Annotated in this window: 11 protein-coding genes; 7 read left to right on the forward strand and 4 right to left on the reverse strand. The window is 43.5% G+C overall.

What is annotated here, in order from left to right:
- Window positions 1-33: 33 nt before the first annotated feature.
- Both recQ and ruvX read right to left on the reverse strand, forming a co-directional pair.
- Complete coding sequence (gene recQ / locus J3P37_RS10325; RefSeq protein ID WP_256011031.1) at window positions 34-2,154, reverse strand: DNA helicase RecQ; 2,121 nt, start codon at window positions 2,152-2,154, stop codon at window positions 34-36.
- A 2-nt stretch (window positions 2,155-2,156) separates the two neighbouring features.
- Window positions 2,157-2,576 carry a Holliday junction resolvase RuvX gene (ruvX, locus tag J3P37_RS10330; RefSeq protein ID WP_256011032.1) on the reverse strand — a complete coding sequence of 140 codons (420 nt, stop codon included), beginning with the start codon at window positions 2,574-2,576 and terminating at the stop codon, window positions 2,157-2,159.
- A 301-nt stretch (window positions 2,577-2,877) separates the two neighbouring features.
- Here ruvX and J3P37_RS10335 point away from each other — a divergent pair, with 301 nt between their 5' ends.
- The 3 genes from J3P37_RS10335 to J3P37_RS10345 are packed head-to-tail and all read left to right on the forward strand — an operon-like array spanning window position 2,878 to window position 5,863.
- On the forward strand, window positions 2,878-4,023 hold the full coding sequence (locus tag J3P37_RS10335) for a DNA polymerase III subunit (RefSeq protein ID WP_256011033.1): 1,146 nt from the start codon (window positions 2,878-2,880) through the stop codon (window positions 4,021-4,023).
- Window positions 4,024-5,388 carry a PSP1 domain-containing protein gene (locus J3P37_RS10340; RefSeq protein WP_256011034.1) on the forward strand — a complete coding sequence of 455 codons (1,365 nt, stop codon included), beginning with the start codon at window positions 4,024-4,026 and terminating at the stop codon, window positions 5,386-5,388.
- Window positions 5,381-5,863, forward strand: a complete 483-nt coding sequence (locus J3P37_RS10345; RefSeq protein WP_256011035.1) for a gliding motility lipoprotein GldH — start codon at window positions 5,381-5,383, stop codon at window positions 5,861-5,863. Before J3P37_RS10340 ends, J3P37_RS10345 begins: the two co-directional genes overlap by 8 nt.
- A 56-nt stretch (window positions 5,864-5,919) precedes the next feature.
- On the opposite strand, the gene J3P37_RS10350 is transcribed toward J3P37_RS10345, so the two are convergent.
- Window positions 5,920-7,200: a replication-associated recombination protein A gene (locus J3P37_RS10350; protein WP_256011036.1), complete on the reverse strand. Its 1,281-nt coding sequence runs from the start codon at window positions 7,198-7,200 to the stop codon at window positions 5,920-5,922.
- Between the two features lie 67 nt (window positions 7,201-7,267).
- Window positions 7,268-8,935, reverse strand: coding sequence for a glutamine--tRNA ligase/YqeY domain fusion protein (locus J3P37_RS10355; protein WP_256011037.1), 1,668 nt, complete (start codon window positions 8,933-8,935; stop codon window positions 7,268-7,270).
- A gap of 228 nt (window positions 8,936-9,163) precedes the next feature.
- Between J3P37_RS10355 and J3P37_RS10360 the strand changes: the two genes are divergently transcribed.
- Genes J3P37_RS10360 through J3P37_RS10375 form a run of 4 tightly spaced genes read left to right on the forward strand, consistent with a single transcriptional unit; the run spans window position 9,164 to window position 14,146 of the window.
- A complete protein-coding gene (locus J3P37_RS10360; RefSeq protein WP_256011038.1) occupies window positions 9,164-10,579 on the forward strand; it encodes a sigma-54-dependent transcriptional regulator in 1,416 nt (471 codons plus the stop codon).
- Between the two features lie 8 nt (window positions 10,580-10,587).
- On the forward strand, window positions 10,588-12,294 hold the full coding sequence (locus J3P37_RS10365; RefSeq protein WP_256011039.1) for a sensor histidine kinase: 1,707 nt from the start codon (window positions 10,588-10,590) through the stop codon (window positions 12,292-12,294).
- Window positions 12,295-12,301: 7 nt separating this feature from the next.
- Window positions 12,302-12,712 carry a response regulator gene (locus J3P37_RS10370; RefSeq protein WP_256011040.1) on the forward strand — a complete coding sequence of 137 codons (411 nt, stop codon included), beginning with the start codon at window positions 12,302-12,304 and terminating at the stop codon, window positions 12,710-12,712.
- A gap of 9 nt (window positions 12,713-12,721) precedes the next feature.
- Complete coding sequence (locus J3P37_RS10375; protein WP_256011041.1) at window positions 12,722-14,146, forward strand: hybrid sensor histidine kinase/response regulator; 1,425 nt, start codon at window positions 12,722-12,724, stop codon at window positions 14,144-14,146.
- Window positions 14,147-14,165: the final 19 nt, after the last annotated feature.

Raw genomic sequence — 14,165 nt, forward strand, 5'->3', positions numbered from 1 at the left:
TCAAGTTTTGTAACCTATTGTAAAGATTATCAGTTAGATAGGTTGCATTTCGCGCTCCAGAACAGCTAAGGCCAGCCTAATTTTGGGATAAGGCAGTTGTTCGTTAAGATACTCATAAATTGGCTTTAGCGCCTTCTGTCCCCCTGTTTGAGCAAAGGCCTCTTTCACCTGCATTATTTCGTTTTCGCTTACGTAAGATTGTAAACTTTGAATCTTGTTTTGTATATACAGATGAGCAATGTGTGAATAAATGGTGGTTGGACTCAAGTCTCTTTTTTGGGCAATCTGTTCGGGCGTAAATCCTTGATGGAAAAAATTCAGCGTATCCCGATAGGTATCACTTTTTTGGTTTTTTGACGGATCCTCAGAGAAGCTATTGATAGCATTGAGAAACACCTGGCCATACCTGTAGAATTTATGTTCCCCGACACCTGATATATTGAGCATATCCTGTTCTGTCAAAGGTTTTTCTTTAACCATATCGATTAAAGTCGCATCGCTGAAAATAGCATAGGCGGGAACATCTTCTTCTTTTGCAAAACGGCTTCGTAACGTGCGAAGGCGGTTAAATAGTTCTTCATCCGGATTTGATACTTTGGTCCTTTTAGCCTGAGGTGCTTTGGCTTCAGGTTTAGGGAGGGGCTGTAATAAGGTAAGCTCGGCGTTTCGCCGTCCAAAAAGAATGTCATTTCCCAATTGAGTGATCTTCAATGCAAAGTTCTCATCGTAAGCCATTTCCAATATACCCAGGTTAAGCATTTGCATGAGGTAGCGCTGCCAGTCGATTCCCCCAATCTCAGAGCCGGCTCCGTAAGTTTTGATCCTATCGTATCCCGCATTCAGTATCTCTGCTTTTCTCGAACCACGCAGTACATCAATAACCATGGAGGCCCCTTCTTTTTGACCCATCCGGGCAATAGCTGAGAGAGCTTTTTGAACGAGTACCGTCGCATCGAAATGTTTTCTGGGGTTTTTGCATACGTCACAGTTTCCGCAGTTCTCTTCCAGGCTTTCTGAGAAATAGTTTAGTAGGATCTTTCTCCGGCAGTGGTCTGCTTCAGCATAATGCTGCATGCGCTTTAACTTTTCGAGGTTGATCTCAGACTGGCTGCTTTCTGCCGCGAACTTGTTCAGCATGGTTAGGTCAGCATAGTTATAATACAGGATGGTTTCTGAGGGCAGACCATCCCTTCCTGCGCGGCCAATCTCCTGGTAATAACCTTCGATGTTCTTGGGAAGATTATAGTGGATCACCCATCTTACGTTGGATTTGTCAATGCCCATTCCAAAGGCAATGGTTGCACATACTACCTGAAGTTCATCGTTGATAAAATCGTCCTGGATCTTAGCTCGTTGTTCAGCTTTCATCCCGGCATGATAGAAACCGGCGTTTATCCCATAATTACGCAGCGCTTCTGCAACATCCTGGCAGTTATTACGGCTTAAGCAATAAATGATCCCGCTGCTGTCTTTCCTGCGGTCGATAAATTCGGCTATTTCCTGCAGCTTCTCTTTAGTTTTTATTCCGGTGCGGACATCCAGGCTCAGGTTTTTCCTGTCGAAAGAAGAAATAAAGACTTCAGGAGATTTTAGTCTCAGTTGTTTCGCTATATCTCTTCTGGTTACTTTATCAGCAGTAGCCGTTAGTGCAACAAAGGGAACATGGCTGAACTTTTCGCGGAGCATGCCCAGCTGCGTATACTCCGGCCGAAAATCGTGCCCCCAGGAAGAGATGCAATGCGCTTCGTCGATGGCAAACATGGAGGGCCTGGCCATCTGTGTGATCATACCTAGTTCGGCGATCAGCTTTTCAGGGGAGACATATAGAAGGCCAATCTCTTTTTTATAACATGATTCTAGTATAGCTTGCTGTTCGTCAAATGACTGTGAGCTGTTTAAGAAGGCTGCAGAAATTCCGTTTGCCTTCAGCGCATCTACCTGGTCTTTCATGAGAGAAATGAGGGGAGACACAACAATACAAATACCATCGAGCATTAATGCGGGTACCTGGTAGCAGACTGATTTTCCCCCTCCGGTAGGCATAAGAACAAGAACGTCCCTGCCTGAGACTATCTTCTCAATGATCTCCTCCTGTTGCGACCTGAATTTGTCGTAACCGAAATATTTCTTTAGGATGCTTTGGGGCTGAGTCATTATTAGAATGAAAATTTCTGTTTCTCCAGGTACGACTGCAGGATGATAGTGGCAGAAATGGTATCAATGCGCTCCTTGTTTTGACGATCGGTTTTTTTAAGCCCGCTCTGTGCCACCGTGGCAGCTGCCATTTTTGAAGTAAAGCGTTCGTCTATTTTTTCGACCGGAATTCCGGGGAAGTTCTTTTTGAGAATGGTAATGAAGCCTTTGACGTGAGGCGCAGATTGTGAAGCGGTCCCATCCATTTGTTTGGGCTCTCCTACAATAAAACGCTCCACCTGCTGATCTGCCAGATATTTTTTCAGGTAATCCACAATGTCTTTAGGATGGATAGTAGTAAGCCCTGTGGCAATGATCTGCAAGGGGTCGGTGACAGCTATACCAACTCTTTTTGTTCCGTAATCAAAAGACATAATGCGCATTGTTGACTTAATTAATGGGTGAGATCAGGATGCGTAGACCTGATGCAAATATACGAAATTTGGAGTATAAGGCACACGCGGCACTCGTGTGCCAGCATGCAGCATAGACTAGTACCGCCTGGTTAGCGTACGCTAGCGCGCGTGCTAAAAACCGACTTTCTTCGATATGCATATCTATTATCCCAGCACCTTCTGCTTTGGTCCATAATTTATAGGTATTTCATATCTATCATTCCCAGCACCTCATGCTTTTAGCCCATAACTCTTAGATATTTCATATCTATTTCTTATTTTGCACCTCATGCAGTTTAGTGAGATAGTAGGACAACAGCAGGTAAAGCAACATTTGATTCAAACCGTTCGGGAGAACAGGATCAGCCATGCGCAGTTATTCCTGGGTCCGGAAGGTTCTGGAAGCCTGGCTCTGGCGCTTGCTTATGCCCAGTTTATTTCCTGTCGAAACCCTGCTGCTGAGGATAGTTGCGATGTGTGCGACTCCTGCCGCAAATATAAAAAGCTTATTCACCCTGACCTGCATTTCTCTTATCCGTTCTTTGCAAAGAACAGGGAGGATACCGCACTGAGTTTTATTGAAGAATGGCGGAAAGCTTTTCTGAAAAATCCTTACCTGAGCCTTGATGAATGGAGAAATCAGCTCGATGCCGAGAACAAGCAGGCAAATATAAATATCGCTGAATGCCATCAGATAATCAGCAAGCTAAGCCTGAAGGCTTTTGAAGGCGAGTACAAAGTGCTGATCATGTGGCTTCCGGAATACCTTGATAAGGAAGGGAACACTTTACTTAAACTCATAGAAGAACCTCCGCAGAAAACTCTTTTCCTGCTGGTGGCTCAAAACCAGGATCAAATATTAAATACTATTTTGTCGCGCACACAATTAGTGAAGATTCATCGTTTAAGTGATGAGGATGTGGCAGAATACCTGGTAAATAAGCATCACATGAACGAAGAGCAGGCAATGAGGGTAGCTTACCTGAGTGAAGGGAATATTCAGAGGGCTATCGCACTGAGTGAAGAGGATGGGAACAACAACTTTGGCCTATTTTCAGACTGGTTAAGGATGTGTTTTACAAACCGTGGTTTGATAACGATCGAGTTTTCGGACAACGCCTCTAAAATGGGTCGCGAAAATCAAAAGAACTTTTTGCGGTATGGCATGAAGCTGATGCGCGAAGTGCTTATGGTTTTATCGGGAGCCGCCGACCTGGTACATCTTCCGGCAAACGAAAAAGAATTCGTGGTTAATTTTAGCAAAACAGTTAATCCTGCGAAAGCAGAAGCAATTATAAACGAACTGGAAAAGGCACATTATCACATTGAAAGAAATGCGAATCCTAAAATCTTATTTTTAGATGTATCTTTACAGTTTATAAAAATCTTAAAATACAATACGCTCCCGAAAGGGACTCACTATATAATAAACTAAATGGGATGTGGATCATGTTCAACAGGAGGCGGTTGTACGCCTGCTGGCTGCAAAAGTAACGGCTCTTGCCTTACTAACGGGTGCAGTAAATTAGATGTTTACGACTGGCTGTCTGATATGGATATGCCATCAAATTATAAAGCTTTCAATATCGTTGAAGTAAAGTTCAAGGGTTCACGTAAGGATTTCTACATTAACCATGAGAATCTGTACCTTGAAAATGGCGAGTTGGTAGTGGTGGAAACGGCTACCGGAGGCTACGATATCGGGCATATTTCTCTTACGGGTGAACTGGTGCGGATGCAGATAAAAAAGAAGCATCAAAAAATGGAAGATATCGTCAAGAAGATCATCCGCCGTGCAAGTCCTGCAGATGTAGATAAGTGGAAAGCTGCAAAAGACCTGGAATGGGAAACTATGCATAAAGCGAGGACATTAGCCTTAAACCTGGGCCTGTCTATGAAGCTGAGTGATGTTGATTACCAGGGCGATAAGTCTAAAGCGACATTTTATTATACCGCAGAAGGAAGGGTAGACTTTCGGGAGCTGATAAAGAAAATGGCCGAGTCTTTCCGTATACGGATAGAGATGCGCCAGATAGGTATGAGGCAGGAAGCCAGTCGCCTTGGCGGATTGGGATCTTGCGGACGCGAGTTATGCTGCTCTACCTGGCTCACTGACTTTAAAACAGTCTCTACTTCCGCCGCACGTTATCAAAACCTTTCTTTAAATACCTTGAAACTTGCCGGACAGTGCGGAAAGCTGAAATGCTGTCTGAACTACGAGCTTGATACCTATATGGATGCCTTAAAGGATATTCCGGATGACGTTGACAGGCTTGAAACTGGTAAAGGAATGGCAAGGCTGCAGAAAACGGATATCTTTAAGAAGTTAATGTGGTTCAGTTACCCCAACGAGGAGAGCTGGATCCCGGTGGAAATAAAAAGGGTGAGGGAAATCCAGCAATTAAACCGTGAAGGAATTAAGCCTGAAGATCTGAAAGATGAAGCGGTTGAAATAGAACCGGTACAGGTTACCAAAGTGCTTGACTACGAAAATGTGGTGGGACAGGACAGCATAACAAGGCTTGACGACAGAGGAAATAAACGTAAAAAGAAACGCAAACCACAGGGTGGAGGACGGCCTGAAGGCAATCAGGGCGGTCAAAGGAAGCAAGAAGCAGGGCCTAAAGATAACGCTGCTGCTAAGCCGGCAGTAGCTGCGAAACCTCAGCAGCCGAAGGCGACTGATGGGAATCAGCAAGGTGGAGGTCAAGGTGGTCAGGGCCAGGGTAGCCGTCGCCCTAATAATAGAAACAATCAAAGAAGACATAAAAATAATAACAAGCCGAAGTCAAATGAATAAGTCAGTCTTTGCTGATCTCAGGTTTTCTTTACTCTTGTTGTGTTCTATTTATTTAGTTGGATGTACGGATAGTGCGCTGATAGATACCAGCACGGAGATTACCGGGAAAAACTGGAGCTATATTAAACGTGTTACTTTTCCCGTAAAAATTGATAATGCAAATAAACTATATAATGTTTATTTCAATCTCAGACATACTGCGGATTATAAGTACTCGAATATTTTTGTGCTGATACATCAACGATCACCAGGCTTAAAGACCATCACAGAACGCCGGGAGTTTCAGCTGGCTTATCCTGATGGTGAGTGGCTGGGAAGTGGTTCAGGAAACCTTTATTCATATCAGCTTTTGTTTAAAGAAAAATATAAGTTTCCAAAGGCAGGGACTTATGTTTTTGAGTTTGAGCAGAATATGAGGGATAATCCGCTTCGTGAGATTAGTGATGTGGGGATTAGAGTGGAGCCGGTGGAGTAAGTAGCCGGTTGATTGGCACACGTACGCCTGTGCTATAGAAAAACTGAGCAAGCCATCTAATAACCATACTTATCTTTCCAAAGCCGTTTAAGATGTTCTCTTAACTTAAGTTCGGCGGCATTGTTGCCGGGTTCAAACAAGCGTGTGCCTGCCAGCTTGTCGGGAAAGTACTCCTGCTCCTTAAAGTTACCTTCGTAAGAATGAGAATACGCATATTCTTTTCCATAGCCAATGTTTTTCATAAGCTTAGTTGGCGCATTGCGAAGGTGAAGGGGGACGGGCAAATCTCCTGTACGTGATACAATTTCCTGCGCTTTGTTAATGGCTTCGTAGCTGGCATTGCTTTTTGCAGAAGAGGCCAGATACGTTACGGTTTGAGACAGGATAATTCTTGATTCGGGCCAGCCGATAACGTTAATAGCCTGAAAGCAGGTATTAGCCAGAAGCAAGGCGTTGGGATTTGCGTTGCCTATATCCTCAGATGCGAGAATAAGTAGTCGCCTGGCAATAAATTTAGGATCTTCTCCGCCGGCAATCATTCGGGCCAGCCAGTACACAGCTGCATTAGGATCGCTTCCCCGGATAGATTTTATAAAAGCGGAGATGATGTCATAGTGCTGCTCGCCGGCTTTGTCATACAGGGCAAGGTTTTGCTGGACATTATCGAGAACCAGCTTATTGCAGATGGCGATCTCGTCTTTTCCTATTGCATTTATTACAAGCTCCAGAACGTTCAGCAATTTCCGTGCATCGCCCCCGCTTAGGCGTAGCAAAGCTTCATGTTCTGCTATGGTTATCTTTTTCTGGGAAAGATATTTGTCGCCGGCTATTGCCCGGTTTATAAGCTGAACCAGGTCATCTTCCGTCAGGTGTTTTAAGATGTAGACCTGGCACCTCGATAATAAAGCCGAGATGACTTCAAAAGAAGGATTCTCGGTGGTCGCTCCGATAAGGGTAACCAAGCCTCGCTCTACAGCTCCAAGTAAGGAGTCTTGCTGCGATTTGGAGAAACGATGTATCTCATCAATGAAGAGTACGGGAAGATTTTCTTCGGTTTCTTTGAGGCGGGCCGCTTTTTCGATCACTTCCCTGACATCTTTAACACCAGAATTGATGGCGCTGAGACTGAAGAATGGACGTTGTAATTGTTGGGAAATAATATAAGCCAGGGTGGTTTTACCCACACCCGGAGGACCCCACAAAATGAGTGAAGGAAGATTTCCGCTCTCTATCGCTCTGCGCAAAATTGCATTCTGGCCTACCAGGTGCTGTTGGCCAACATACTCGTCCAGGTTCGCCGGACGCATTCTTTCAGCTAAAGGAGGTAAAGTTGCCATAATGTTCGTGCTTGATGCCGGAGCTGGAAAACAGGGGCTACTGAGTGCTTTCCTGTTTCCCTTATGATTATCCCTTCTTCACTTCTTTTGCCCAGGTATCTTTTAAACTCACAGTCCGGTTGAATACCAGTTTCCCGGCAGACGAATCTTTGTCGAGGGTAAAATATCCTTTACGGATAAACTGATATCCTACCCCTTGTTCTGCCTTCGCCAGGTCGGGTTCAATATAAATCTGAGGAATGGTCTGAAGGCTTTCGGGATTAATAAGTTCTTTAAAGTCTTCTCCGTTAGCCGCCGGGTCCTCAGATCTGAACAAGCGGTCGTAGATTCGAACTTCGGCTGTTACTGCATGCGGTATACTAACCCAGTGTATTGTGCCTTTTACATGGATTCCGGAAGTATCCTGACCCGATTTTGATTCAGGAAAGTAAGAACAATGTACTTCTGTAATGTTGCCGCTTTCATCCTTAACGAAATCATCGCATTTAATAATATAAGCGTGTTTCAGACGTACCATTAGACCAGGTGCAAGACGGAAGAATTTTTTTGGAGCGTTTTCCATAAAATCCTCCCTTTCTATCCAGAGCTCACGGCCAAATGGAATATCGCGGGATCCGCCGCCCCCTTCTTCCTCGGGGTTATTTTCCCCATGAAGAATCTCTTCACCTTCAGGGTAGTTTGTAATAACGAGTTTGATCGGATCGAGAACAGCCATACGCCGCCAGGCCTTTTTATTCAGATCTTCACGTATACAGAACTCCAGAAGGCTAACGTCAATACTATTTTCGCGCTTTGCTACTCCAATGCGGTCGCAGAAATCACGGATAGAAGCGGCTGTAAAACCTCTGCGGCGCAAACCACTTATTGTAGGCATGCGGGGATCGTCCCAGCCATTTACGAAGCCTTCATTTACCAGTTGAAGTAATTTGCGCTTACTCATAACCGTATAGGTCATGTTAAGGCGGGCAAATTCATACTGCCTGCTTGGAAAGATGTCAAGTTTATCTATAAACCATTCATACAAGGGGCGGTGGGGGATAAATTCAAGAGTACAGATAGAGTGCGTGATCTTCTCTATCGCATCCGACTGTCCGTGTGCAAAATCATACATGGGATAGATGCACCATTTATCACCTGTGCGGTGATGCTTAGCATGTCTGATCCGGTACATCAAGGGGTCTCGAAGATGCATATTTGGGGAAGAAAGATCTATCTTGGCTCTCAATACTTTTTCGCCGTCAAGGTATTTGCCGTCCTTCATCTCCGAGAACAGGCGTAAGTTCTCTTCAATTGTTCTGTCGCGGTATGGCGAAGGTGTTCCTGGCTCAGTAGGGCTGCCTTTTTGGGCTGCAATTTCATCAGGACTACTATCGTCAACGTATGCCAGGCCTTTTTCTATAAGCTTTACAGCGAAGGCATAAAGCTCATCAAAATAGTTTGATGCGTATAACTCGTTTTCCCAGTTAAAGCCCAGCCATTTAACGTCCTCTTTTATGCTTTCTACATATTCGGTCTCTTCGGTCTCAGGATTAGTATCGTCAAAACGTAAGTTTGTTTTGCCATTATACTTAAGGGCAAGTCCAAAATTGAGGCAAATAGATTTAGCATGGCCGATATGAAGATACCCGTTGGGTTCAGGTGGAAAACGCGTATGTACCCGGCCATCATTCCTGCCATTTTTGATATCGTCTTCAATTATTTCCTCAAGGAAATTCAATGATCGTTCTTCGCTCATGTTTTGATTAAAAGGCTACAAAAGTAGCAAAATCCTCTTTGAGACAACAAGATTTGTTTTTATTGCCAGTACATGTTGTCATATATTTAAAGTCATAATTGAATAATTGTTTTAAACTTTAAAGGATGGCACCTAGAGAACGAAAAATACAGCCGGAAAATTAAATATTGTAGAAAAAATTACCCAGTTTAATTTTTTAAGAATTATCTTTATCACAATTTACTTGTTATGAAAAGGATTTTAATAGTTGATGATGAGATAAATATCGGATTGCTTCTTTCTAAGTTTTTGACCCGGAACGGTTTTGAGGTTGAAACGGCTACTCATGGTAACGCCGCCCTGGACATGCTTGCGAAAGAACGGTTTAATCTGGTACTATGCGACTTCAGGCTGGAAGATACCGATGGGCGTGAGATGCTCAAAAAAATAAAGGCTGCATATCCCGCAACAGGGGTGATCATCATAACAGGATATTCGGATATCAAGCTTGCTGTAGAACTAATCAAAATGGGGGCCTACGATTATATCACCAAGCCCCTGTACCCCGATGAGATTCTGAATACGATCAATAAAGCACTGGAAACACAGGATGCTTTATCAAAAAGTTTACCCGGTGACAACGGCTTGGGCCAGAGCTCCAGGAAAGAAAAGGGAACGGCGAACGGTGCTTTTCCCGAAGAGTTTGTAACCGGCGATGACTCCGCATCCAGGGAGCTGCAGAAGCAGATCGAAGTTATTGCTCCCACCAGCTATAGCGTTATACTTACCGGGGAAAGTGGCACAGGGAAGGAGTCGGTGGCTAAGGCCATTCATTTAAAAAGCAGCCGGAAAGATAAACCTTTCATCGCAATGGACTGCGGCTCACTCACTAAGGAACTTGCGGGGAGCGAGTTTTTTGGTCATGAAAAGGGCTCATTCACCGGGGCTTTGTATACCAAGATAGGTCACTTCGAAATGGCAAATGGGGGGACCCTGTTTTTGGATGAGGTAGGGAACCTTTCTTATGATATACAAGCGGCATTATTAAGAACCGTCCAGGAACGTAAAGTTAAGCGTATTGGAAGTACGAAGGAAATAGATCTGGATGTACGGATCATTGTGGCTACGAACGAGAATCTTGCAGATGCGATAGCTAAAGGTCGCTTCAGGGAAGATCTTTATCACAGGTTTAACGAATTTAGTATACATCTGCCTCCTCTGAGAAAAAGAGGGAATGATATCTTATTATTTGCCGATACATTCTTGAAAGTTGCCAACAAAGAGTTAAACAGGCATGTTGAGGGTTTTTCAGACGACGTTATAGAATGTATACTAAACTATAACTGGCCCGGTAATATCCGGGAGCTGAAAAATGTGATAAGAAGGGCAACCTTACTTACAGAGACCAATAAAATACAGCTTAAAGCCCTGCCGCTTGAGCTTTCTACTTTTGCCCGTATTTCTGCAATAGAAAGCGCTGTTGATACCATCCAAAAGAAGGAGACAACCAAGAAAGGCTTAAAAGATGCTGCTTTAGAAGCGGAATATGAAGCTATTTTACGTGTGTTAAAAGAGGTGAACTTTAACAAGACCAAGGCTGCCAAAATCCTCAATATAGACAGGAAAACGCTTTACAATAAAATGAAAGCAATCAATCTGGAATAAGTGATATAATGATATATTTCTTTATCTGGCTGCTGCCGGCAGTGCTGACCGGCTTAATTGTTCTCCTTTTTAAATATAGAAACAGTCAAAAAAATGTTGAACTGCTTTCGGAAGAACTGCGGATGGAAAGGCTATCGCGCGAGCAGGCAGAGCAGAATCTGATCAGGCAGGAGGACCTGCTTGTAAATATCGAAAAGATTGCTCATGATTTGAAGGAGGCTAGCTTCAAGCTAGTGCAGAGCGAAACTCTGTTGAAAGAGGCGGAAGCTCTTTCTCATAACGGAAGCTGGGAATGGTCGCAGGAGAAAAACGCATTTTACTGGTCTGACGAATTATATAGGATCCACGGCATCGAGCCAGAGTCTGCGGAGGTTGATCTTCGGTTCTATCTCACCTTAATCCATCCGGATGATGTGCAGTATTTTGTTACTACCCTGGCAGATACCCAAAATACCTTATCTCCATTCTCTATCGACTACAGAATTGTGCGGGCTGACGGCTCTATCAGGTATCTGTCATTAAACGGAACGTTTAAGACTGATTTTTCCGGCCGGGTAAATAAAGTGCTTGGGAATACTCAGGATGTCACGGAACTGAAAACCACATCACTAAAGCTGGAACGGAGTGAGAGCATATACAGGGCCATTGCCCGAAACGTTCCGGATAGTGCCGTTTTTCTTTTCGACGAAAACCTGTGCCTGCTGTTGGCTGAAGGCACGTCGGTTAAGAGCGTTGATCCTGGCAGTCTGATCCTGGATGTGGACAGCTTTCATAAAGTTGTTTTCCCGGTAGACCACAGGCAGTCGTCGGAGTTTATTGAGAGTGCGCTGCTTGGCCACGAAAACAGGTTCCATTGCTTTATCAACCAAAAGACTTTTAAGATAAGTTATACGCCGGTTTATGTGTCAGGGGGAGAAGTCTTCGGAGTGATGGTGGTGATGCATGATATTACCGACCTGGAAAGAACTCAGCGATCCCTGGAAGTAAAAGTAACCGAATTAAACAGGTCCAACAAGGATCTTGAACAGTTCGCCTATATTGCTTCCCATGATCTCCAGGAGCCACTCAGGAAGATACGGGCGTTTGGCGAACGCCTTAAGATGAAATATGCAAACCTTCTGGAGGGCGAAGGTCTGGATTACATCAGCCGGATGGCTAATGCTTCAGAGCGAATGCAGTTATTGATCGATGATCTGCTAACTTTTTCAAGGATCAGCAGGCCAGGTGATGAATTGCAACCGCTTAAGCTTGAGTATACTATAAGTCAGGTAATCCAAGATCTGGAATACTCGATTGAAAAGAAAAAGGCTGTTGTGCACGTCGATGTTAAGCATGAATTAAAGGTTGTGCCATCACAATTAAGGCAGTTGTTTCAAAATTTATTCAGTAATTCATTGAAATTTGCAAAAGAAGAAGTACCCTTGCTTATAAATGTAACGTCCGTTACTGTGTCGGGCCAGGATCACGAAGGCTTGCAAAATGAGAAGAATTATTGTAAAATTGAAATTGCAGACAATGGCATCGGATTCGATAGCCAGTACGACCGCAAGATCTTTACCTTATTTTACCGTCTGCACTCCCGAAACGAGTATGAAGGAACGGGTATAGGCCTGGCAATTTGTAAGAAGATTGTTGAAAATCACAATGGATTAATAGAAGCTGACGCTGAAAAAGGCAAAGGCGCTACATTTAGAATATTCTTACCGGTAGAATAAAATATAAATGATCAGGAATAAAGTAATTTTAATAGCAGAAGATGATGCAGATGACAGGCTACTTATAAAAGAGGCATTTGAGGAAAATCAAACATCGGCGACGATTATTTTCTTTGAAAACGGGGAAGAGCTTCTTAATTATTTGAAAGATTTTTCAAAGGGAGAAGCTGCGATATTACCGGACTTGTTCATACTGGATTTAAATATGCCAAAAACAAATGGCAAAGAAGTCTTGAAATATCTTAAAGAACAGAATATCTTTAAGGAAATTCCTGTGATTATACTGACAACCTCAAAACTAAGGGAAGAAGAAAAAAATGTTTTAACTATGGGGGCAGCAGGTTTTTATACCAAGCCTTCCTCGTTCACGGAGCTTGTGGATTTGACAGCCTCCGTTTACCGGACCTGGATAGTTTAACTTATTATAATGAGTGTAGTCAAAATATTACTTATTGACGATGATGAGGATGATTTCATTCTGACAAGGGAATTGCTTTATGAAAGCACCAACAGGTACCAGTATGAACTTTCCTGGTGTAATAACTACGGGGAAGCCATTGCTCTTATGCTGAGGTCTGAGCATGATCTTTTCCTTGTAGATTATCGCTTAGGAGAATCTTCAGGGATTGATCTGCTCAATGAAGCAGTAAAATCTAATTGTACCAAGCCAATCATTATTTTAACGGGCAAGGGCGACCGTAAAATAGACGATGAAGCTCTGCGTTTCGGAGCGGCAGACTACCTAGTAAAAGATGAGATCAACAGCCGGAGTTTGGAAAGAGCTATTCGTTACGCCTTCGAACATCATAAGACACTTAAGAAACTAAAGGATAGTGAAAATAAGTTCCGGATAATCTTTGAACGCTCCAAAGATCCGATGCTCATAACCGACTTTGAAGGCAATATCTTCGAAGGAAATCCGGCCGCTTTTGAATTTTTTGGACTTGGAAAGGAAACTTTTTTAACTAAAAACGCCACGGAACTCTACAAGGATAAAGCTACAAGGACCAGGTTTACCTGTTCGATGGGAGAGAAAGGTTCTGTTACGGACATGGAATGCGAATTTGTGGACAGTAAAGGAAATGTAAAATATGGTAGCCTGACTTCTTTTTTGCAAATAACGCAACATGGGAATAATGAATTGTATTATTCTATGATCCGTGATCTGACGCAACAAAAGCTCAATGAGCGACAGTTGCCCCCGGAGCAGAAACTTTATGCCATAGAGCGGATATCAAAAAATCTGGCTTTAGAATTCTACGACCCTCTGTCGAATATAATCCTGGCTATAGATGAATTAAAGATAAGTATCGGGAACCCAGAGGAGTTGATGTTACTTGATATCATCAAAAGAAACTGCAACAAAATAGATCAGTTTACGCTGCAGCTTATAAAAAGTACGGAACCACCTCTGGTCAATCTCAAGCGGACGAACCTGAATGACCTACTTCATGCCTGCACAGCGCAAGCTGAGAGCCGGTATGATATCGAGGTTGAAGTTTTTTTTATGAATGATGGGCCGGTATGGATAAATGCTGATGAGGATAAGTTAGGATATGTGATCCATCAGCTGTTAAAAAACGCCGTGGAAGCTACTGTGGGGCCCTGCAGGGTGTCGTTGAAAGTGGAGGAAAGCGAAGGGAAGCTGATCGTTGAGGTGTCTGATAATGGTGAAGGCATCAGTGAAGAAAATCTATCCAAGGTGTTTGAGCCGTTTTTTAGCACTAAGCCTCGTTCTTTAGGTATAGGCTTAACCCAGGTCCGGCGTATTATCGACGCTCACAAGGGTAGTATCAGCATTCAGAATAACGAACCGACAGGTACCAACATTTTAATAACACTTCCTGTTTAGGACTTCGGGGGGCTTATAT

Origin of the sequence: Desertivirga xinjiangensis (assembly GCF_024436435.1) — a bacterium.
GTDB classification, from domain to species: Bacteria; Bacteroidota; Bacteroidia; order Sphingobacteriales; family Sphingobacteriaceae; genus Desertivirga; species Desertivirga xinjiangensis.

What these genes read in the sequence shown, in the direction of transcription:
- recQ (WP_256011031.1), bottom strand. Translation starts at nt 2,154, where the DNA reads ATGACTCAGCCCCAAAGCATCCTAAAGAAATATTTCGGTTACGACAAA.
- ruvX (WP_256011032.1), bottom strand. Translation starts at nt 2,576, where the DNA reads ATGCGCATTATGTCTTTTGATTACGGAACAAAAAGAGTTGGTATAGCT.
- J3P37_RS10335 (WP_256011033.1), top strand. Translation starts at nt 2,878, where the DNA reads ATGCAGTTTAGTGAGATAGTAGGACAACAGCAGGTAAAGCAACATTTG.
- J3P37_RS10340 (WP_256011034.1), top strand. Translation starts at nt 4,024, where the DNA reads ATGGGATGTGGATCATGTTCAACAGGAGGCGGTTGTACGCCTGCTGGC.
- J3P37_RS10345 (WP_256011035.1), top strand. Translation starts at nt 5,381, where the DNA reads ATGAATAAGTCAGTCTTTGCTGATCTCAGGTTTTCTTTACTCTTGTTG.
- J3P37_RS10350 (WP_256011036.1), bottom strand. Translation starts at nt 7,200, where the DNA reads ATGGCAACTTTACCTCCTTTAGCTGAAAGAATGCGTCCGGCGAACCTG.
- J3P37_RS10355 (WP_256011037.1), bottom strand. Translation starts at nt 8,935, where the DNA reads ATGAGCGAAGAACGATCATTGAATTTCCTTGAGGAAATAATTGAAGAC.
- J3P37_RS10360 (WP_256011038.1), top strand. Translation starts at nt 9,164, where the DNA reads ATGAAAAGGATTTTAATAGTTGATGATGAGATAAATATCGGATTGCTT.
- J3P37_RS10365 (WP_256011039.1), top strand. Translation starts at nt 10,588, where the DNA reads ATGATATATTTCTTTATCTGGCTGCTGCCGGCAGTGCTGACCGGCTTA.
- J3P37_RS10370 (WP_256011040.1), top strand. Translation starts at nt 12,302, where the DNA reads ATGATCAGGAATAAAGTAATTTTAATAGCAGAAGATGATGCAGATGAC.
- J3P37_RS10375 (WP_256011041.1), top strand. Translation starts at nt 12,722, where the DNA reads ATGAGTGTAGTCAAAATATTACTTATTGACGATGATGAGGATGATTTC.